We start from the raw sequence: 19,652 nt of genomic DNA, 5'->3' as shown, positions 1-19,652 counted from the left end.
TACCGTGACTACCGGGCGGCGTCGGCCGCTTTCACCAGCGCGTCCTTGGTGACGGCACCGGCGTACACCTTGCCGTCGTCCGTGATCAGCGCGTTGACCAGGCGGGTCGAGAAGACCGTGCCCGAGCCGAACTTGCCGGTGACGTGGTCGCCGAGGGAGTTCAGGAAGCCGTCGACGTCGCCGTTGCCGGACGAGCCGGACGGCATGCCCTGGCCGCCCGTGTCGAACACGGCGATGGAGTTCCAGCCCTTGCCGAGGGTCTTCAGGCCGTCGAGGCCCTCGGCGAAGTCCTCGTCGCCCTTCGGCTGGGCCTTGTCCTCGCTCTTCAGGTCATCGCCCTCAGTGACCTTCGCGCCCTTGGGCGGCGTGAAGTCGAACGTCGACGCGGCCGGCTTGGCGAAGTCGACCTTGGTGAAGCCCGCGTCCACGACGGCGGCGCCACCGCTCGCCGGGGTCAGCGTGAACTTCAGCGGCATCCCGGTCTTCGCGTCCACCGCGATGCTGATCGCGCCGACCGTGGAGCCGGACTGCTTCGGCTTGATGAGCAGCTTGTACGCGTCACGGCCGGCGACCTGCGCGGTGCCGTCGACGGTCACGGAGGTGGTGTCGTCGACCGACTTCAGGGCCTCGTCGGCGAAGTCCTTGGGCGTGGAGGGGACCTCCTCCTTCTCCTTCTGGCTCTCGGACTTGGGCGCGGTCGCGTGGTAGGCCTCGTTCGACTTGCTGTCGTACGCCCATACCTCGTCGCCGTTGTGGATGACGCTGTACTCGGCGGCGCTGTCCAGCAGGGAGACCTTGCCCTTGTCCGGGCCGTCGGCCGCGACGCGCAGCGTGTGCGTGCCGGAGGCGAGTTCGAGCAGCTTGGACTGCGGGTCGGCGGAGGAGCCGCCGTCGCCCTTGGCGGCGCCGGACACGAGGCCGCTCTCCAGGCCGCCCAGGTTGGGCAGGCCGAGATCGGTGCTGATCTTCACGGTGCCGGACAGCTGCTGGACGTCCGACGTGGCGATCTTCTCGATGAGCTGCTGTGCGGTGATCTTCGGCAGGTCGGGGTCGCCGGAGTCGGCGAGCGCCGGGACGAGACCGATGGTCGCCGCCGCCACCCCCACCACCGCGACCGGGACGACGTACCGCGCGGCTTTGCGTCGCCCGGCGCGCACATCCTCGGCCTCGTCGGCCTTCGTGCTGTCGTCGGATTCGTACGGTGCCATGTGTGCCTTACCTCCGTCGTCGGCGGCGGCCTACCGTCCTCACGCTCTTCCACCCCTGAGCCGCCATTCTCACCCGAACCGGTGAGGAGTGGTGTACTCAATCTGACCAAATCGGCCGCAGAGAAGCGTCAGACCCCGGACTCAACTCCACGTACTCCTGCGGTATGACGTGAGGAGGCGGTGCCTCCCCCGACCCGTAGGGGTCGACGGAGACACCGCCTTCCATGCGCTCGGTCGATCAACGCTGCACGAACACGTAGTCCGCCTGGTAGGGGACCCCCACGATCGTCCCCGGCGAGCAGGACCCGGCCGGGGCCACGCCGCCCACGGTGTTGAGGCGCAGGATCTCCTGCGTCCCCGCCAGCAGGCCGCGGTGCTTGCCGGACTGGGTGGCCTTGAGGTCGAGCTCGGGGATGTTCTTGTCGCCGTTCGGGGTCTTGGAGATCAGCGCGCCGGTGACCGCGCTGCGGTCGGGCGCGACCCACTGGGGCGTACCAGAGTTGGGCTTCACGAACGAGTGTGCGATATGGCCGCCGAGCAGGGCCGCGACATCGCGCTGCGCGAAGGCGTACCCGCCGCCCTCGACCGGCTTGCACTCGTAGATCTGCTTGCCCTTGACGACGGACGCCTGGAAGTTGTTCAGGGCGTGCCGGAAGTCGAAGGAGCTGGTGACCTTGTGGAGCTGGCCGCGGACGGCACCGCCCGGGAACTCGGCGGTGTGCAGATTGGCGTAGAAGGAACCGGGGTCGGACTTCAGTGCGGCGAGCAGAGCCGCATCCTCGACCTTGACGGTACCGACGACACTGTGTCCCTTGATCTTGTCGAGCAACTTGGTGAAGTCGACCTTGACACCACCGTTGGTGCCCTTGGCGCCCTGGTGGATGTGAAGCAGGGTCGGCCTGCCGGTGCCGCGCCAGGTCACGGCGACGGACACCTTGTTGCCCTTGACCTTGATGAACTCCAGCGCCGCGCCGTCCTTGTCACCGACGGCGGGGCCGCCCTGGACGGGCACCTCGTTGGCACCGTTGAGGCTGGTGGCGAGGATGGTGCCGCCGCTGCCGCCCATGACGCCGCTCTGCGTGACGATGGTCCGGTCGCCGTGCATCGAGTGGCTCGTACCGCTGTGGCTCTTGCCGTGGCTGCCGCTGTCGGCGACCGCCGGGATGACGGCGGCGGCGACACCGGCCGCGGCGGCCACCGCGACGCCGGTCAGGATCAGGCTCTTGCGACGCGTGGTGAACGTGGCGTTCGATCCCATGATTCTGTTTTCTCCCCGTATCTCAGCCGACACCCCCTGCGTCAGCTTCTGGGCATGAGTACGGACTGAATCCGACCCTGGACTCAATCCAACAATGTGACCTGCATCACATGACTCCAAGGCCAAGCGATAACCCGCCCAAATCCGTACATCGGGGTGGGAGCAATCGGCATCGGCCAAGGGGGTAGCCATGCGGCACATCATTGGTTACGCGGCCACGGGCACCGCGGTGGTGGCGCTCACGCTCGCCGGATGCGGAAGCGGCGGAAGCGGTGGCGGTGGCGGCGAGAAGGCCGGCACCTCGACGGCCTCGGGGGCCACGCTGACCGCCGCCGACGTCAAGAGCGTCGGCACGGTCGTGACCGACAGCAAGGGCTACGTCCTCTACCGCTTCGACGCGGACTCCGCGAACCCGACCAAGGTCACCTGCTACGACGGCTGCGCCAAGCTCTGGCCCGCCGCGACGGCCCAGGGCGCCATCACGACCAAGGGCATCGACAAGAGCCTCGTCTCCACGGTGAAGCGCACGGACGGCACCACCCAGCTCACGCTCGCCGGCTGGCCCCTGTACCGCTACATCAAGGACGACGAACCGAAGGAGGCGTACGGCCAGGGCGTGGACGGCACATGGTTCGCGGTGACGCCCACAGGAGCGAAGGCGTCGGGCACACCGGCAACGAACACGGGAGGAACCGGCTACTGAGACAGCCGCCCCGGCTGCGACCGTGCACGCCGGGTGGGGTCGCAGCCGAGCCGTCGTCGCCCCTAGGGGGCTTCTGATGGATCTCCGCGGCGTCGCGACGCCCTGGCGGACCTCACCCGGCCCGGTGCACCACCGCGTCCACGAGCTCCGTCAGCGCGGCCTTCGCGTCACACTCCGGCAGCGGAGCCAGCGCGGCCCGCGCATCCTCCGCGTACCGCACGGTGTCCCGTCGAGCCTGCTCCAGCGCGGGATGGACCCGCAGCCGGGAGAGCGCCTCGGCATGCCGGGCGTCATCCGTCAGGTCGGAGTCGAGCAGCTCGCACAGCGCGATGTCCTCGGCAAGTCCCAGCCGCTCCGCCCGCTCGCGAAGCCGCAGCACGGGCAGCGTGGGAATCCCCTCGCGCAGATCCGTCCCCGGCGTCTTCCCGGACTCGTGCGAGTCGGAGGCGATGTCCAGCACGTCGTCCGCGAGCTGGAAGGCGACACCCAGCCGCTCCCCGTACTGCGTCAGCACGTCCACGACCGTCTCGTCGGCGCCCGACATCATCGCCCCGAACCGGCACGCGACGGCGACCAGCGAGCCGGTCTTCCCGCCGAGCACATCCAGGTAGTGGTCGACCGGGTCACGCCCGTCGCGCGGCCCCGCGGTCTCCAGGATCTGCCCGGTCACGAGCCGTTCGAACGCCTCGGCCTGGATCCGGACGGCCTCGGGTCCGAGGTCGGCCAGGGTGTGCGACGCACGCGCGAACAGGAAGTCACCGGTGAGGACGGCCACCGAGTTGCCCCAGCGGGTGTTCGCGCTGGGCACCCCGCGCCGCGCGTCCGCCTCGTCCATCACGTCGTCGTGGTACAGCGTGGCGAGATGGGTCAGCTCGACGACCACGGCCGAGGGCACGACACCCGGCGCGTACGGGTCACCGAACTGCGCGGCGAGCATCACGAGCAGCGGACGGAACCGCTTGCCACCGGCCCGGAGGAGATGCTGCGCGGCCTCCGTAATGAAGGGGACCTCGCTCTTGGTGACTTCGAGCAAGCCCTCCTCCACAGCCGCCAATCCGGCCTGGACATCGGCTTCGAGAGCCTGGTCCCGCACGCTCAGCCCGAACGGCCCGACGACGGTCACGAGAGGTTCTCCTGTCTGCTGACGATCACATGGCGAACTCGGTCGATCATTCGGTCGATGACACGGTTTGTCGATGTGTCGCTGCCATCACTCAAGTCAGCGTATCCGGTCACGTTTCGATCACCACGAGCGCCCACCGTCCCCCCCGCTCGACTTCGCTCCAGCAGCAGGTACCCCCGCTCGCCCGGGCGATATCGGATCACGAGCGGTATGTTCTTGATCAGCTGATACGACCGGACATGCAACGACCCATCCGGAGGGACCCCGCCGTGTCCCGAAGCGCCGTCGAGACCGAGCCCGGCAGCGGGCAGCCGCCGGGTGGTGACCAGGCCTTCTCCGGCCGGCGAAGGGGCTTGCCGACCCTCTCCGGCCCGGAGGTCCGAGCAGGCTTCTCCTTCCTCGGCGTGCGGGCGATCCTGGTCCGCTGTCTCTCCGACCCCGTCAGCCACGGCGGCGTGCGCATCACCGCGGGCACGGCGACACCCGTGTCGGCGACATACGGAACGCTCGTCCATCCGGTCTCCCTCGCGGGCGGCCGGCCCACCGGCCGCGACGGGGGATTCTCGGCGGCGACCATCGGGACGGCGTTCGGCCTCATCCCGTACATGGCGGGCCGCCGTCGGCCGGCCGGACGCGGACACGCGGCGGATTCCGCCCGCGTGCCCGGCGCGTCGCGCCGCGCGGTCCGCCGGATCGCCCCGCGGCCGCCGACGGCAGCCGTGCGCGCGGTACTCCTCGCCGCCGGACGGCTGACAGCGCGCTTCGGCGCCAAGGGCGCGATCGCCGTCGCCGCGGGCCCGGCCGTGCCGGCCCTCGCTCCCTGGCTGCGCCGCACGACGCACCCGGTCCACTGAAGCCACTGGGGTGACTGTCATGCACATCCGTACGTCCTTTCCGTACGAGACCACTCACGAGGACATCTGGATCCCGCTTCCGGACGGGACCCGTCTGTACGCGCGCGTATGGCGCCCGCTGACCGAAGAACCCGTGCCCGTGCTCCTCGAATACCTCCCGTGCCGCCTCACGGACTGGACCGCGCCCCGCGACTGGCAACGCCATCCCTGGTACGCGGGCCACGGCTACGCCTCCGTCCGGGTGGACGTCCGCGGCCACGGCAACTCGGAGGGCCTGCCGACGGACGAGTACGCGGAGGTGGCGCCTGCCGACGGGGTGGAGGTCGTCAACTGGCTCGCGTCCCAGCCCTGGTGCACCGGCAAGGTCGGCATGTTCGGCATCTCCTGGGGCGGCTTCGACTCCCTTCGGATCGCGGCCCTCGCGCCCGAGCCGCTCAAGGCGATCGTCACGGTCTGCTCGACGGACGATCGCTATGACAACGACGCGCACTACATGGGAGGTTCCGTCCTCGCCATCGACATGCACGCCTGGGCGGCCACCCTGCTCGCCTTCGTCTCCCGCCCGCCCGACCCGCTGCACGTGGGCCAGGTGATGTGGCGCGACATGTGGGTGGAGCGCCTGCGGGCGGTGGACCCGGCCATCCACAGCTGGCTGTCCCACCAGACCCGGGACGCCTACTGGCGGCACGGCAGCGTCTGCGAGGACTACGGCACGATCCGGGCTGCGGTCCTCGCGGTCGGCGGCTGGCACGACCCGTACCGCGACGCGGTGCTGCGACTGGTGGAACACCTTCCGCGGGATCGCGTGCGCGGCCTGATCGGCCCCTGGTCGCACCAGTACCCCGACCGGGGCCAGCCGCCCGGCCCGGCGATCGGCTTCCTCCAGGAGACCCTGCGCTGGTGGGACCACTGGCTGCGGGACAAGGACACGGGCGCCCTGTCCACCCCCCTCCTGCGCTCGTACGTGATGGACGCACACCTCCCAGCGACGGTGTACCCGGAGCTCCCCGGCCGCTGGGTGGGCGACCCGGCCTGGCCCTCCCCCTCGGTCACCCCCGTCTCGTACGCGCTCCAGGGCGACCCGGTGCTGATCCGCTCGCCCCAGCACACGGGGGCGGACGCGGGGCGCTTCCTCCCCCTCGGGAACGACGCGGACCTGCCCCCGGACCAGCGGGAGGAGGACGCGAGATCCGCCTGCTTCGAATTCGAAGTACCGGAGGAGACCTGGGTGTTGGGCCGTCCGAGAGTCCGGCTGCGGCTGCGGTCCTCGGTTCCCCGGGGCCAGGTGATCGCCCGCCTCTGTGACGTGGCCCCCCACGGAGCCTCGACACTCGTCACTCGGGGTGTACTGAATCTGTCAGCGCGTCACGGCCGCGACCAGGCGGTTCCCTGGAAACCGGGGGCTACGGAGGAGGTGGTTCTCGACCTGAACGCCATCGGCTACGCGTTCCCGCCCGGCAACCGCATCCGCCTCTCCGTCTCCTCCGCGTACTGGCCCTGGATCTGGCCCCAGCCGGGCTCGGAGGCCGGCTTCACCCTGGACCCGATGGGCAGTGTGCTGGAACTCCCGGTGAGAACACGGGAGTCGACGTCCTCCATCACGTTCGAGGAACCGGAGCAGTCCGAACCGCTGGGGGTCGTCGTGCCGACGACGCTGGACGAACCCCGCCCGGAACGCCTGATGGTCCGCGACGTGGCCGCCGGCGCGTGGCGTCTGGAGGTCGACCCGCGCTACGGGGGCACGCGCGTCTACCCCGACGGCCTCGAATTCACCGAGAACGCGCTGGAGACCTACACCATCAAGGACTCCGCTCCACTCTCCGCTCGCGCCCGCTCGACGTGGTCGGTCCGTCTGCACCGCCCGGACCTGCCGTGGGACGCACGCATCTCGACGATCTCCGAAATCACCTGCGACGCCGAGGACTTCATCACCTCCAACGAGGTGATCTGCAAGGACGGCGACCAGGTGGTCTTCCACCGGACCTGGGAGAAGCGGATCCCCCGAACAGCGGGCTAGGGCCTGTTGCGCTTCGGGATCTCACGGGCGGAAGCCGTCGCGCGGATCAACAGGGCATACCAGGGACGGAAGTTCGAGCCGTATCCCGACCCGATGTGCCACGAACTCCCCGAATACTGGGGCTACGGCCTCTACTTCAAGCCCGACGCGGGCCGCCTCCCCGACGACGACCCCGACACGGACCTCTCCGTGCGGGAGGTGCGCCCGGCTCCTCCCCGGCATTCCCCGCCCTGGACGCTCGAAGCGTAATGCCCGAATTGAAAGCATTGCCGCTTTAGTGTGCCTTGGTCGCGTGAATTGGGTCACTCTCGAGTCGCCCCGGCGCCACACCCCACCACCTCGATTACCCATTCGCAAAAGGTAAGTTGAGGATCACATTCCGGCGGAATCGGGCAATTCGCTCCATCCTTTTCCGGGATTAAAACGGACTGATCATTGAATTCGGGGCTTGTTCCCGACATGTGCTCTCGCATACGTTCGCCCCGATCCGAGCGGATCGCCGAATCCTGCCGCCGCTCGGAAAACCCACCCACCCACGCACGCACGGCAGGAGCGGGGGACCCAGGTAAGCCGCCGATCCGGACACCGGAACGGCTTGGGGTAAAGCCGCGCCCCCCACGCGGCCGGGCACCTCCCGCCCGAACCCGACAGCTCACCTCGCAGGCGCCGGAGAGGAAAGTCGTCATGCCCGCACGTGGCCAGAACTGCCACCCCAAGCCCAACCCGCTCATCCGCAGCATGATCGCCGCAGGCACGGGCGGAGTCGCGCTCACACTCCCCCTCGTGTGCGCGACCGGCGCGCACGCCGCCCAGCCGACGCAGGTGACGCAGGTGACGCAGGCCACAAAGCCCGCCACGGTCACGATCTCCGACGTCCAGCTCGTCACCTACAAGGTGGTCGCGGGCGACACCCTGTCCAAGATCGCGCAGAAGTTCCCCAAGAGCGGCGGCTGGAAGAAGCTGTACGACGCCAACCGCGCGGTCATCGGCCCGAACCCGACGGTGCTCCCCCCGGGCCTGACGCTGACCGTGGGCACGAGGACCGTCAAGCTGGGTACGGCGACCACCAAGCCCGCGGCGACCGCCGCCGCCCCCTCCTCCAAGACGTACACCAACAACCTCGACGGCTGGATCAAGCACTCGCTGGACATCATGGCCAAGCGGGGCATTCCGGGCACCTACAACGGCATCCACCGCAATGTCATGCGCGAGTCCTCCGGCAACCCCCGGGCCATCAACAACTGGGACTCCAACGCCGCCGCCGGCATCCCGTCCAAGGGCCTGCTCCAGGTCATCGACCCGACCTTCAAGGCGTACCACGTCCCCGGCACCTCGTGGGACCCCTACGAGCCGGTCGCGAACATCACGGCGGCCTGCAACTACGCGGCGGCCAAGTACGGCTCGATCGACAACGTCCACGGAGCGTACTGACGGAGAACGGCCGCTCCCGCACCGCCGCCCCCCCTCGGCGGGCGACCGGCCGGCGCCAGCCCTGGCACGAGCGCCGGTCCTGACCTGGCCCTGGGCTAGGCCAAGCCCAGGGCCAGGCCCTGGCCCTGACCCTCCGTCCCGAAGAGCCGCTCCAGCACCACCGCGATTCCGTCCTCCTCGTTCGACAGGGTCACCTCGTCGGCCACCGCCTTCAGCTCCGGGTGGGCGTTGGCCATGGCGACGCCATGAGCGGCCCAGTCGAACATGGGGATGTCGTTGGGCATGTCGCCGAAGGCGAGGGTGGTGACGCGGCCGAGGCCGAGGTGGGCGGCGGCGAGGGCGAGCCCCGTCGCCTTGGTCACGCCGCATGGCTGGAGTTCGACGGTGCCCGGCCCCGACATGGTGACCGTCGCCAGCGAACCGACCACTCCCCTCGCCGCCGATGCCAACTCGTCGTCGGACAACGACGGATGCCGGAGCAGCACCTTGCTGATCGGCTCCGACCAGAGGTCGTCGCGGCGCGGCACCCGTACCGCCGGCAGCGTCGGATGCGGCATGACATACCCAGGCTCGATGAGCGTCAGGCCGTCCACACCGTCCTGGTCCACCGCCGCGTAGAGCAGCCCGACCTCTGCCTCGATCTTGCCGAGCGCGGTCTCCGCCAGCTCCCTGTCCAGGGTCACCGACCACAGCAGGCGGTGCGCCCCGGCGTCGTACAACTGCGCTCCCTGCCCGCACACCGCCAGTCCCTGGCCGCCGAGTTCGTCCAGGAGCGGTCGCACCCTCGGCGCCGGCCGTCCCGTCACCACCAGATGCTGGGCACCCTCGGCCGTGGCTCTCGCCAACGCGGCGCGCGACCGGTCGGAGAGTGTGTCGTCGCCGCGCAGCAGCGTTCCGTCCAGGTCAGTGGCGATGAGTGAATATGCAGTCGGAGCGGCCATGATCCGAAGAATACGGATCGAACGACTCATCGGCCCGGCGTGAACCGGACGACGTCCGGTATCCCGTCAGCAACGCCGTTCACCGCACGGACGGTATGGGCGGTACGGGTGGTACGGGCGGTACCGGCCATGGGTAGTTCACTTCCGCCCACTCCCAGGTGCGCCACCGTGTCCGCGTCCAACGGCCGCTCCCAGATGCGGAGTTGGCCCGTCTCAAGCACGCGGGCGGGCCGAGCGTCCGGACGCGCGCTGATGTGATGCGACGACAGGGGGCGCACCCACAGGCAAGGGCGCCCCCTGCCCCCGACTCACGCGTGCGCAGCCACCAAGTGCTTGGCCAGCCGCGGTGAAGCGAACTCCGTCCCGCACACGAACCGCATCACCGGCCCGTATGAGGCCGCCGCCGGCAACCCCGTGAAGTACAGCCCGGGCACGGACGATCGGTACCCCGCGCCGAGTTTCGGCGTACCCCGGCTGACCGCCAGCTCGGTGCGGAGCTCGTGACCGAGGAAGTCCATCGCGGCGATGTCGACGCGATAGCCGGTCGCGGCCAGGACGTGATCGGCCGAGAGCTCCTCGGTCCGGCCGCCGTGGGTCACGACGGAGAGGACAGGGTGGCCGTCGCGGGCGTCGGCGCGGACGATCCGGGAGACCTCGCGGACGTCGACCTTGCCCTCGAAGCGGTCGCGCAGCCACCAGGCGCCGAGCGGACCGAGCACCCGGCGGACCAGGTAGTGCCGGGCCTGCGCGGGCAGATGGCGGTAGGGCTGCGGGTAGTAGCTCAACGCCCACAGGGACCAGGCGCGGCCGAAGGGCGACTCGGGGCGCAGCCTGGGCTGCTGCCACGGGGGTGCGCCGAAGTCGACGGCGCCCTTGCCGCGTGACACCACCCGCACCCGCGCTCCCGCCTCCGCCGCGAGCGCGGCCGTCTCCAGCGCGGACTGGCCCGCGCCGACGACGATGAGCTCCTTGCCCGAGAACCGGGTCAGGTCATGGTGCTGGGAGCTGTGGGAGACAGGGCCCGTGGGGGTGGGTCCGTCGGCCGCCGCTCCCGCGAGCTCTGCCGGCAGATGAGCGAGTCCGGACAGGCCGGTGGCCACCACGACCGCGCGCGCGGTGAACAACTCCCCCGAGTCCAGCTTGAGTTCGAAGTCACTGGAGCCATGGCGGCCGTCCTTGTGGTCGACCGAGACGACCCGCACCCGCTCCAGCTCGGGCACCAGCTTCTGCTGGAACCACTCCCCGTACGCGATGAACGTCTCGACCGGGATGATGTCCTCGTCCGTGACCAGCCGCGGTATCCCCGCCGCGTTGCAGTAGTCGAGGAGCGTGTACCCGCTCTGCGGGGCATCGATGGTGGAGGCGGCCGGGGTCGACTTGAGGAGCATCCCCTCGGGCATGTGATCGCGCCAGCTCACCATGGGCTCGCCGAAGACACGCACCGGGACACCGCGCGCCCGCAGATGGGCGGCGGTGGACAGGCCGAATGGCCCGGCACCGATGATTGCTACCGGATGAATCACGAAGTCCCCTCCCCAGGACGTACTACGTCTACTTCGCGGTGGAACTGCTGGTGCTGCCACGGCGGTTGGTCCGCCACAGCTGATACAGGTGCTTCGCGCCCGGCCGCACGAAGCGCGCGAGCATCGTGAAGAACGGCCGCAGGTCGTCACCTGCGAGCCACGCCAGCTCGGTACCGCTCGCGCGAGCCGGCGCGTGCGGTGTCGTGTAGCCGCTGCGCCGGTAGGCGAGCAGGGCCGGCAGGTCGATGTTCTCCACGATGTACCGGTGACCGGCGCGCTGTTCCCCCTCTGGAACGGTGCGTCCGGTCAGGTCCAGATGCATGGCACGGACGACATCGATCCCCGACTCGTTCTCGAAGAGCCGGAATTGCGCGCCCATCCGTGGGTTGAAGTCAAGGAGCTTGTACTGTCCGTCGCGCCGGTCGAAGCGCAGGTCGAGGTCGATGACGCCGCTGAAGCCGATCTGTTTGATGAAACGCGCGGCAAGGTCCGCGAGTTCCGGATTGTCGACGACGTACGCATTCGCCGTCATTCCCGCATGCGGCGGCCAGGAGCGGACCTTCACCCCCGTGAACATCGCGAGCGGCGTCGAGTCCGCGTCGAAGTACGCGTGCACGATCCAGTCCTCCGCCTCCTCCCTCGGCAGGTACTCCTGGAGGATCACGCCCGGTTGCGCGCCCCAGTCCCGGGCGAGCGTCAGCAGCCCCTCACGGGTCGCGATCCGCGTCGTCCCGTTCACCGCGGGCCGGCTGCGGCGCACGAACGCCTCGCGGTTCTTCGCGACGAGCGGGAAGCGGGCGCTCTCCGCGAACGCGACGATCTCCTCGTACGACTGGGGAAAGGCCGCCTGCGGGCTGGGGATGCCGTGTTCCACGCACAGTTCGTGCAGCCCCTGCTTGCTGGCGAGGCGGCGCGGCAGCTTGGCGTCCACACGCGGAAAGAGAAAGCGGCCCCCCAACTCGTCCTGGTGCTCGGCGATCAGTACCGCGGCCTCTTCGTCCGTCGGGACGAGCAGCGTCGGCCGTCCGATCCGCCGCCCGATCCGCAGCAACCCCTCGACCAGCCGCTCCGGTTCCTCCGTCCCGGTCGTCGGCCAGACGAAGGCACGCCGCAGATAGCGCGAGGCCGCAGCGGGCGTGTAACGGTCCTCGGTGATCGCATACATCGGTATCCCGAGCCGGCCCAGACTGCGGATGGCGCCCACCCCACCGTGGTGCAGCGGATAGTCGCCGAACTTCACGATGAGGCCCGGGACCTCCCGATCGGCGTCGACCGGCACACTGCTGGAACTCCTGGCCACGGGTCCCCCCACGCGTCCCCCCTACGGACCGGACCCACCCCGTCCGTGTCCCCCAAAGGACGCTAAGCCGGAATTACCGCGTCCGACAAGACCAATTCGGACATTGCAAACTCTTTAGGCACTGCCACAGCACCGTCACTCCCCCGTAACGTGTGCCCCGACCACATGGAACACATGAATCACATGACGAGTACGAATCCGAAAGTGAGGCAGCACCCGATGCCCCCCTTCGATGTCCCCGAGGGTGATCCCTTCGGCCCGCACAACCTTCCGTACGGCGTCTTCAGCCGGGTGGGCTCGTCCGAGCGAACCGTCGGCGTCCGGCTCGGCGACCACGTACTCGACGCGGGCGCGGCGGCCCGCGCCCTCGGCTCCCCGTACGCCGATCTGCTGGCGCAGCCGACCCTGAACCCGCTGCTCGCGGCAGGCCGCACGGCCTGGTCCGACGTGCGGCGCGCGCTCACGGCCTGGGTGACGGTCCCGGCCCACCGGGAGACCCTCGCACCCCATCTCCACCCCCTCTCCGAGGTGACCCTGCACCTCCCCTTCGACGTAGCGGACTACGTCGACTTCTACGCCTCCGAGAACCACGCCAGGAACGTCGGCCAGATCTTCCGTCCCGACGCCGCCGACTCCCTCACCCCCAACTGGAAGCACCTGCCGATCGGTTACCACGGCCGCTCCGGCACGGTGGTGGTGTCCGGCACGGAGGTGGTACGCCCGTCCGGCCAGCGCAAGCCCCCCGCCGACGCCGCGCCCACCTTCGGTCCTTCCCTCCGCCTGGACATCGAGGCGGAAGTCGGCTTCGTGGTCGGCACGCCTTCTCCCATGGGCACCCCCGTCCCGCTCTCCGCCTTCCGCGACCACGTCTTCGGCCTCTGCCTCCTCAACGACTGGTCGGCCCGCGACATCCAGGCGTGGGAGTACGTCCCCCTCGGCCCCTTCCTCGGCAAGTCCTTCGCCACATCGGTGTCGGCGTGGATCACCCCGCTCGACGCCCTGGAGGACGCCCGGGTGGCTCCCCCCACCCGCACGCACCCCCTGCTCCCCTACCTCGACGACTCCTCCGAGGATCCCGGCGGCTACGACCTCCGTATCTCCGTCGCGATCAACGGCCACGTCGTCTCCGAACCCCCCTTCTCCACCATGTACTGGACCGCCGCCCAGCAGCTGGCCCATATGACGGTCAACGGCGCCTCCCTGCGCACCGGCGACCTGTACGGCTCCGGCACCGTCAGCGGTCCTGCCGAGACCGAACGCGGCTCCCTCCTCGAACTCACCTGGAACGGCCGCGACGCCCTCGCCCTCCCCGACGCCAAGCGCACCTTCCTGGAGGACGGCGACGAGGTGACCCTGACGGCGTGGGCTCCGGGTCCGGGCGGCACGCGTGTGGGCCTCGGCGAGGTGACGGGTCGGATCACGCCGGGCACCTGAGCGGAGACGGCCGCCCGGGGCCCGAGCGCGGGACGGCGTCATCCGCGTCTTGTATCAACCCTTTGACACAAGCCTGCCGTCGTCCACGGCTTCGCCGAAGAATCCGTGCCGGTACATCGCTTGCCCGTCACTCTCGACAGGCACGTTCAACCGCCCCGAAGACGCCCGCACCGGGACGGGCGGATGTACCGGCACGGACCCGCCCGCCGCCGCCTCGCTGCGCGAGCTGGTCGAGACGCTGCCGCAGCCGTGCCCACCCGTGCCGTTCCCAGCGGCACGCATGCCCACAGCGCAGGCGGCTACGAACGCGCCGCGCACCTATATCCAGTCCTCGGGCTCCGGTTCCGCGTCCATCTCGGGCCAATCCGGATCCGGTGCCTCGGCGGCCGCTGGAGCCGGAGTCACCCCGGGAGCACCGCCCAGTCCGGCAAGCACCCCCAGCACGCCCTCCCCGTACGTCGCCAGCTTCTTCTCGCCCACGCCGCTGACGGTGCCCAGTTCGGCCACCGAGGCGGGCCATGCCGTGGCGATCTCCCGGAGTGTGGCGTCGTGGAAGATGACGTACGCGGGGACGCCCTGCTCGCGGGCCTGTTCGGCGCGCCAGGAGCGCAGGGCCTCGAAGGCGGGGACGAGCTCGACAGGCAGCTCGGCCACGGCGCTCTTGGGCTTGCGCTCGCCCCGGCCCGAGCCCGAACCGGACCCCGACCGTGAGGTCACCGGCTTCGGCGGCTCCTTGCGCAGCGGCACCTCACGCTCGCGCCGCAGCACCGTCCCGCTGGCCTCGGTGAGCACCAGCGTCCCGTACTCGCCCTCGACCGCGAGCAGCCCCTGGGCCAGCAACTGCCGTACGACACCCCGCCATTCGGACTCGGAAAGCTCCTCTCCGATGCCGAAGACGGACAGCTGGTCGTGGTCGAACTGGATCACCCTGGCGGTCCGGCGGCCCAGCAGGATGTCGACGATCTGGACCGCGCCGAACTTCTGTCCCCGCTCACGCTGCAACCGCACCACCGTGGACAGCACCTTCTGCGCCGCGACCGTGCCGTCCCAGGTCTCGGGCGGCGTCAGACATGTGTCGCAGTTGCCGCACGCGGGCGTGTGCGGGTCCTGGCCGAAGTAGGCCAGGAGCTGGGAGCGCCGGCAGTGGGCCGTCTCGCACAGCGCCAGCATCGAGTCCAGATGGGCGGCCGCTCGCCGGCGGAACGCCTCGTCGCCCTCCGAGCCCTGGATCAGCTTGCGCTGCTGGACCACGTCCTGAAGGCCGTACGCCATCCATGCCGTGGACGAGAGTCCGTCACGGCCCGCGCGGCCCGTCTCCTGGTAGTAGCCCTCGACGGACTTCGGTAGATCGAGGTGCGCGACGAACCGTACGTCCGGCTTGTCGATGCCCATACCGAAGGCGATGGTGGCGACCACGACCAGTCCCTCTTCGCGCAGGAAGCGCGACTGGTGGGCCGCACGGGTGCCCGCGTCCAGCCCCGCGTGGTACGGCACCGCCTCGATGCCATTGCGGGAGAGGAACTCGGCCGTCTTCTCCACCGAGTTGCGCGAGAGGCAGTACACGATGCCCGCCTCGCCCGCGTGCTCCTCGCGCAGGAAGGACAGCAGCTGCTTCTTGGGGTCGGCCTTCGGAACTATCCGGTACTGGATGTTGGGGCGGTCGAAGCTCGCTTCGAAGTGCCGGGCCTTCGGCATGCCGAGGCGCTGAGTGATCTCCTTGTGCGTCGCGCGGGTGGCGGTGGCCGTCAGCGCGATCCGCGGAACGTCCGGCCAGCGCTCGCCCAGTAGCGACAGCGCCAGATAGTCGGGGCGGAAGTCGTGGCCCCATTGGGCCACACAGTGCGCCTCGTCGATGGCGAAGACGGAGATCTTCCCGCGTGACAGCAGGTCCCGTGTCGAGTCCAGACGGAGGCGCTCCGGGGCCAGGTAGAGCAGGTCCAGCTCCCCCGCCAGGAACTCCGCCTCCACCACCCGCCGCTCGTCGAAGTCCTGCGTGGAGTTCATGAACCCGGCGCGCACGCCCAGCGCGCGCAGCGCGTCCACCTGGTCCTGCATCAGTGCGATAAGAGGGGAGACCACGACGCCCGTACCTGGTCTGACCAGCGCAGGGATCTGGTAGCAGAGCGACTTGCCGCCACCCGTCGGCATCAGGACGACGGCGTCACCGCCCGCCACCACATGCTCGATGATCGCTTCCTGCTCGCCACGGAAGGCGTCGTACCCGAAGACCCGATGGAGCGTGGCCAGTGCCTCGCCGTCGCCCAGGGTCTCCGTCATGTCCGCTCCGGTCATCGCACCTGCCCCGCCCGTCCCGCTCATCGCCCGTCGTCCCCCGTATGTCGTGCTTCGCCCACGACAGCCACCATAGGGCCCCGCACCGACAGCCTCAGAGTTATCCACAGGCTGCGACCGGACGGCTTCGGTGCGCACCGGCATCCGGCCCACCGCGCTCCCCCGGGCGGCGCCCCCCGTCGGCGTTCAGCGTGTCGGCCCCTTCCGGCCTGTTCGACCGGTGGAGTCCCACGGTGACGTGCCCGGCCGACGCGGCCCCCCTCGACGCACTCCGCCCACGCAGCCCCCTGAACATGCCGCGGGCCCCGCCCCCGAGAAGGGAGCGAGGCCCGGTACCCGCGCGGTTCAGCGAACGAAGACCCCCGCCTGACCTGCCAGGTCGAGGAAGTACTGGGGCGCCACACCCAGCACGAGTGTGACCGCCACGCCCACCGCGATCGCCGTCATCGTCAGCGGCGACGGCACGGCGACCGTCGGCCCCTCCGGCCGAGGTTCACTGAAGAACATCAGCACGATCACGCGGATGTAGAAGAACGCCGCGATCGCCGACGAGATCACACCGACCACGACCAGCGCACCCGCGCCGCCCTCCGCCGCCGCCTTGAACACGGCGAACTTTCCGGCGAAACCTGAGGTCAGCGGGATGCCCGCGAAGGCAAGCAGGAAGACCGCGAACACGGCCGCCACCAGCGGGGACCTGCGTCCGAGCCCCGCCCACTTGGACAGGTGCGTGGCCTCGCCGCCCGCGTCCCGGACGAGCGTCACGACGGCGAAGGCGCCGATCGTGACGAACGAGTACGCACCCAGGTAGAAGAGCACGGACGAGACGCCGTCGGGCGAGGTCGCGATGACACCCGCGAGGATGAAGCCCGCGTGCGCGATCGACGAGTACGCCAGCAGCCGCTTGATGTCGGTCTGGGTGATCGCGACGATCGCGCCGCCCAGCATGGTGACGATCGCGACGGCCCACATGACCGGCCGCCAGTCCCAGCGCAGGCCCGGCAGGACGACGTACAGCAGGCGCAGCAGCGCGCCGAAGGCGGCCACCTTTGTCGCCGCCGCCATGAAGCCGGTGACCGGTGTCGGCGCGCCCTGGTAGACGTCCGGCGTCCACATGTGGAACGGCACGGCGCCGACCTTGAAGAGCAGACCCATGACGACCATGGCGGCGCCGATCAGCAGCAGCGCGTCGTTGCCCATGGTGCCGGCCAGCGCCGGGTCGACATTCGTGATCGTGCCGTCGACGACCTGCGCGATCGTCGCGTACGACACCGAGCCCGCGTAGCCGTACAGCAGGGCGATGCCGAAGAGCGTGATCGCGGAGGCGAAGGCGCCGAGCAGGAAGTACTTGACCGCGGCCTCCTGCGACATGAGCCGCTTGCGGCGGGCCACGGCGCACAGCAGGTACAAGGGCAGCGAGAAGACTTCCAGCGCGACGAACAGCGTCAGCAGGTCGTTGGCCGACGGGAAGACCAGCATGCCGCCGATCGCGAAGAGCAGGAGCGGGAAGACCTCGGTGGTGGTGAACCCGGCCTTCACGGCGGCCTTCTCGCTGTCACTCCCGGGCACGGAGGCGGCCTGCGCGGCGAACGAGTCGACGCGGTTGCCGTGCACCTCCGGATCGAGCCGGCGCTCGGCGAAGGTGAATACGCCGAGGATGCCCGCGAGCAGGATCGTGCCCTGCAGGAACAGGGAAGGCCCGTCGACCGCGATCGCGCCCATCGCCGCGATGTGCGCCTTCGTGGTGCCGTATCCGCCGGCCGCGAGCGCGACGACCGCGGCGAACGCGGCGGCGAGCGCGACGACGGAGACGAACACCTGGGCGTAGTAGCGCGACTTGCGCGGCACGAGCGCCTCGATCAGCACCCCGACGATCGCCGCGCCGATGACGATCAAGGTGGGCGACAATTGCCCGTATTCGATCTTCGGCGCGTCGATCTTGGAGATCGGATCGGCCGCGGTTGTCCACAGGCTGTGGACGGCTGTTGCGCTCACTTGGCCGCCTCCACCTCGGGCTTGGGGTCCTTCTGGTGTACGTCTGACATGGTTTGCTGGACCGCCGGGTTGACGATGTCGGTGACCGGCTTCGGGTAGACGCCCAGGAAGATCAGCAGAGCGATCAGCGGGGCGACCACCAGGAGCTCGCGCACCCTGAGGTCGGGCATCTCGGCGACCTCGGCCTTCACCGGGCCCGTCATCGTCCGCTGGTAGAGGACGAGCGTGTAGAGCGCGGCGAGGACGATGCCGAGGGTGGCGATGATGCCGACGGCCGGGTAACGCGTGAACGTGCCGACCAGGACCAGGAATTCACTCACGAAGGGCGCGAGCCCAGGGAGCGAGAGGGTCGCGAGTCCACCGATCAGGAAGGTGCCCGCGAGCACCGGGGCGACTTTCTGCACCCCTCCGTAGTCGGCGATCAGACGCGAACCGCGCCGCGAGATCAGGAAGCCCGCCACCAGCATCAGGGCTGCGGTCGAGATCCCGTGGTTGACCATGTAGAGCGTCGCGCCCGACTGGCCCTGGCTGGTCATCGCGAAGATGCCCAGGATGATGAAGCCGAAGTGGGAGATCGACGCATACGCGACCAGCCGCTTGATGTCCCGCTGGCCGACCGCGAGCAGCGCCCCGTAGATGATGCTGATCAGTGCCAGTACCAGGATGACGGGCGTCGCCCACTTCGACGCCTCCGGGAACAGCTGGAGGCAGAAGCGGAGCATCGCGAAGGTGCCGACCTTGTCGACGACTGCCGTGATCAGTACGGCCACCGGGGCGGTGGCCTCACCCATGGCGTTGGGCAGCCAGGTGTGCAGCGGCCACAGCGGCGCCTTCACCGCGAACGCGAAGAAGAAGCCGAGGAAGAGCCACCGCTCCGTGTTGGTCGCCATGTGCAGCGAACCGTTGGCGCGGGCCTCGACGATCTCCTGGAGCGAGAAGTTTCCGGCCACTACGTAGAGACCGATCACGGCGGCCAGCATGATCAGGCCGCCGACCAGGTTGTAGAGGAGGAACTTCACGGCGGCGTACGTGCGTTGTGTCGCCGCCACCTCGTCGCCGTGCTCGTGGGCCTTGTCCCCGAAGCCGCCGATGAGGAAGTACATCGGGATGAGCATGGCTTCGAAGAAGATGTAGAAGAGGAAGACGTCGGTGGCCTCGAAGGAGATGATCACCATCGCCTCGACGGCCAGGATCAGGGCGAAGAAGCCCTGGGTCGGCCGCCAGCGCCTGCTTCCGGTCTCGTGCGGATCGGCGTCGTGCCAGCCCGCGAGGATCACGAACGGGATCAGCAGCGCCGTGAGCGCGATGAGCGCCACCGCGATGCCGTCCACCCCCAGCTCGTACCGCACCCCGAATTCCTTGATCCAGGCGTGGGATTCGGTCAGCTGGTAGCGGTCGCCGTCGGGATCGAAACGCACCAGGGTGACGGCGGCGAGCACCAGGGTGCCGAGCGAGACGAGCAGCGCCAGCCACTTGGCGGCGACGCGCTGCGCGGCCGGCACGGCGGCCGTGGCGATCGCCCCGAGGGCCGGGAGCGCCGCCGTCGCTGTCAGCAGTGGAAAGGACATCGGTA

General features: G+C 69.7%; 15 protein-coding genes and 1 riboswitch. Of the genes, 6 read left to right on the top strand and 9 right to left on the bottom strand.

The features are described 5' to 3' along the window. Positions 1-8: 8 nt before the first annotated feature. Positions 9-1,208 (bottom strand): LolA family protein, encoded by a 1,200-nt coding sequence (locus tag IEY95_RS38350; RefSeq protein WP_189190824.1) that lies wholly within the window; start codon positions 1,206-1,208, stop codon positions 9-11. 238 nt (positions 1,209-1,446) lie between these two features. Then, positions 1,447-2,466 carry a CHRD domain-containing protein gene (locus tag IEY95_RS38345; protein ID WP_189190823.1) on the bottom strand — a complete coding sequence of 340 codons (1,020 nt, stop codon included), beginning with the start codon at positions 2,464-2,466 and terminating at the stop codon, positions 1,447-1,449. A 190-nt stretch (positions 2,467-2,656) separates the two neighbouring features. Between IEY95_RS38345 and IEY95_RS38340 the strand changes: the two genes are divergently transcribed. Then, positions 2,657-3,169, top strand: coding sequence for a hypothetical protein (locus IEY95_RS38340; RefSeq protein ID WP_189190822.1), 513 nt, complete (start codon positions 2,657-2,659; stop codon positions 3,167-3,169). A gap of 112 nt (positions 3,170-3,281) precedes the next feature. Here the strand turns inward: IEY95_RS38340 and IEY95_RS38335 are convergent, their stop codons facing one another. Further along, positions 3,282-4,292 carry a polyprenyl synthetase family protein gene (locus IEY95_RS38335; protein WP_189190821.1) on the bottom strand — a complete coding sequence of 337 codons (1,011 nt, stop codon included), beginning with the start codon at positions 4,290-4,292 and terminating at the stop codon, positions 3,282-3,284. A gap of 269 nt (positions 4,293-4,561) precedes the next feature. Here IEY95_RS38335 and IEY95_RS38330 point away from each other — a divergent pair, with 269 nt between their 5' ends. The 4 genes from IEY95_RS38330 to IEY95_RS38315 all read left to right on the top strand — a co-directional run bounded on the left by IEY95_RS38330 (position 4,562) and on the right by IEY95_RS38315 (position 8,594). Next, positions 4,562-5,146, top strand: a complete 585-nt coding sequence (locus IEY95_RS38330) for a hypothetical protein (RefSeq protein WP_189190820.1) — start codon at positions 4,562-4,564, stop codon at positions 5,144-5,146. Positions 5,147-5,165: 19 nt separating this feature from the next. Beyond that, positions 5,166-7,163: a CocE/NonD family hydrolase gene (locus tag IEY95_RS38325; RefSeq protein WP_189190819.1), complete on the top strand. Its 1,998-nt coding sequence runs from the start codon at positions 5,166-5,168 to the stop codon at positions 7,161-7,163. A gap of 93 nt (positions 7,164-7,256) precedes the next feature. After that, positions 7,257-7,412 carry a hypothetical protein gene (locus IEY95_RS38320; protein WP_189190818.1) on the top strand — a complete coding sequence of 52 codons (156 nt, stop codon included), beginning with the start codon at positions 7,257-7,259 and terminating at the stop codon, positions 7,410-7,412. A gap of 271 nt (positions 7,413-7,683) precedes the next feature. Further along, positions 7,684-7,844: riboswitch (cyclic di-AMP (ydaO/yuaA leader) on the top strand. A 3-nt stretch (positions 7,845-7,847) separates the two neighbouring features. Continuing rightward, on the top strand, positions 7,848-8,594 hold the full coding sequence (locus tag IEY95_RS38315) for a LysM peptidoglycan-binding domain-containing protein (protein WP_189190817.1): 747 nt from the start codon (positions 7,848-7,850) through the stop codon (positions 8,592-8,594). A gap of 95 nt (positions 8,595-8,689) precedes the next feature. Here the strand turns inward: IEY95_RS38315 and IEY95_RS38310 are convergent, their stop codons facing one another. The 3 genes from IEY95_RS38310 to IEY95_RS38300 all read right to left on the bottom strand — a co-directional run bounded on the left by IEY95_RS38310 (position 8,690) and on the right by IEY95_RS38300 (position 12,358). Then, the gene (locus tag IEY95_RS38310; protein ID WP_189190816.1) at positions 8,690-9,535 is read right to left on the bottom strand and encodes an HAD family hydrolase; all 846 of its coding nucleotides are present in this window, start codon (positions 9,533-9,535) and stop codon (positions 8,690-8,692) included. Between the two features lie 308 nt (positions 9,536-9,843). Then, the gene (locus tag IEY95_RS38305; protein ID WP_189190815.1) at positions 9,844-11,058 is read right to left on the bottom strand and encodes an FAD-dependent oxidoreductase; all 1,215 of its coding nucleotides are present in this window, start codon (positions 11,056-11,058) and stop codon (positions 9,844-9,846) included. A gap of 28 nt (positions 11,059-11,086) precedes the next feature. Further along, a complete protein-coding gene (locus tag IEY95_RS38300; RefSeq protein ID WP_229703633.1) occupies positions 11,087-12,358 on the bottom strand; it encodes a carboxylate--amine ligase in 1,272 nt (423 codons plus the stop codon). 219 nt (positions 12,359-12,577) lie between these two features. Between IEY95_RS38300 and fahA the strand changes: the two genes are divergently transcribed. Further along, positions 12,578-13,792: a fumarylacetoacetase gene (gene fahA / locus IEY95_RS38295; RefSeq protein ID WP_189190814.1), complete on the top strand. Its 1,215-nt coding sequence runs from the start codon at positions 12,578-12,580 to the stop codon at positions 13,790-13,792. Positions 13,793-14,110: 318 nt separating this feature from the next. On the opposite strand, the gene recQ is transcribed toward fahA, so the two are convergent. From recQ to IEY95_RS38280, 3 genes are all read right to left on the bottom strand, one after another. After that, complete coding sequence (recQ, locus tag IEY95_RS38290) at positions 14,111-16,111, bottom strand: DNA helicase RecQ (RefSeq protein WP_189190813.1); 2,001 nt, start codon at positions 16,109-16,111, stop codon at positions 14,111-14,113. Positions 16,112-16,429: 318 nt separating this feature from the next. Beyond that, positions 16,430-18,079 carry an NADH-quinone oxidoreductase subunit NuoN gene (gene nuoN, locus IEY95_RS38285; protein ID WP_189190812.1) on the bottom strand — a complete coding sequence of 550 codons (1,650 nt, stop codon included), beginning with the start codon at positions 18,077-18,079 and terminating at the stop codon, positions 16,430-16,432. Continuing rightward, positions 18,076-19,647 carry an NADH-quinone oxidoreductase subunit M gene (locus tag IEY95_RS38280; RefSeq protein WP_189190811.1) on the bottom strand — a complete coding sequence of 524 codons (1,572 nt, stop codon included), beginning with the start codon at positions 19,645-19,647 and terminating at the stop codon, positions 18,076-18,078. The genes nuoN and IEY95_RS38280 overlap by 4 nt, the downstream gene beginning before the upstream one ends. Positions 19,648-19,652: the final 5 nt, after the last annotated feature.

This window comes from Streptomyces albiflavescens, assembly GCF_014645835.1.
Taxonomy (GTDB): Bacteria; Actinomycetota; Actinomycetes; order Streptomycetales; family Streptomycetaceae; genus Streptomyces; species Streptomyces albiflavescens.
This window is presented reverse-complemented; position numbering and strand designations above follow the sequence as displayed.

Excerpts from the sequence above, each read along its gene's own strand:
- IEY95_RS38350 (WP_189190824.1), bottom strand. The coding sequence starts at position 1,208 with ATGGCACCGTACGAATCCGACGACAGCACGAAGGCCGACGAGGCCGAG.
- IEY95_RS38345 (WP_189190823.1), bottom strand. The coding sequence starts at position 2,466 with ATGGGATCGAACGCCACGTTCACCACGCGTCGCAAGAGCCTGATCCTG.
- IEY95_RS38340 (WP_189190822.1), top strand. The coding sequence starts at position 2,657 with ATGCGGCACATCATTGGTTACGCGGCCACGGGCACCGCGGTGGTGGCG.
- IEY95_RS38325 (WP_189190819.1), top strand. The coding sequence starts at position 5,166 with ATGCACATCCGTACGTCCTTTCCGTACGAGACCACTCACGAGGACATC.
- IEY95_RS38320 (WP_189190818.1), top strand. The coding sequence starts at position 7,257 with ATGTGCCACGAACTCCCCGAATACTGGGGCTACGGCCTCTACTTCAAG.
- IEY95_RS38315 (WP_189190817.1), top strand. The coding sequence starts at position 7,848 with ATGCCCGCACGTGGCCAGAACTGCCACCCCAAGCCCAACCCGCTCATC.
- IEY95_RS38310 (WP_189190816.1), bottom strand. The coding sequence starts at position 9,535 with ATGGCCGCTCCGACTGCATATTCACTCATCGCCACTGACCTGGACGGA.
- fahA (WP_189190814.1), top strand. The coding sequence starts at position 12,578 with ATGCCCCCCTTCGATGTCCCCGAGGGTGATCCCTTCGGCCCGCACAAC.
- recQ (WP_189190813.1), bottom strand. The coding sequence starts at position 16,111 with ATGAGCGGGACGGGCGGGGCAGGTGCGATGACCGGAGCGGACATGACG.
- IEY95_RS38280 (WP_189190811.1), bottom strand. The coding sequence starts at position 19,647 with ATGTCCTTTCCACTGCTGACAGCGACGGCGGCGCTCCCGGCCCTCGGG.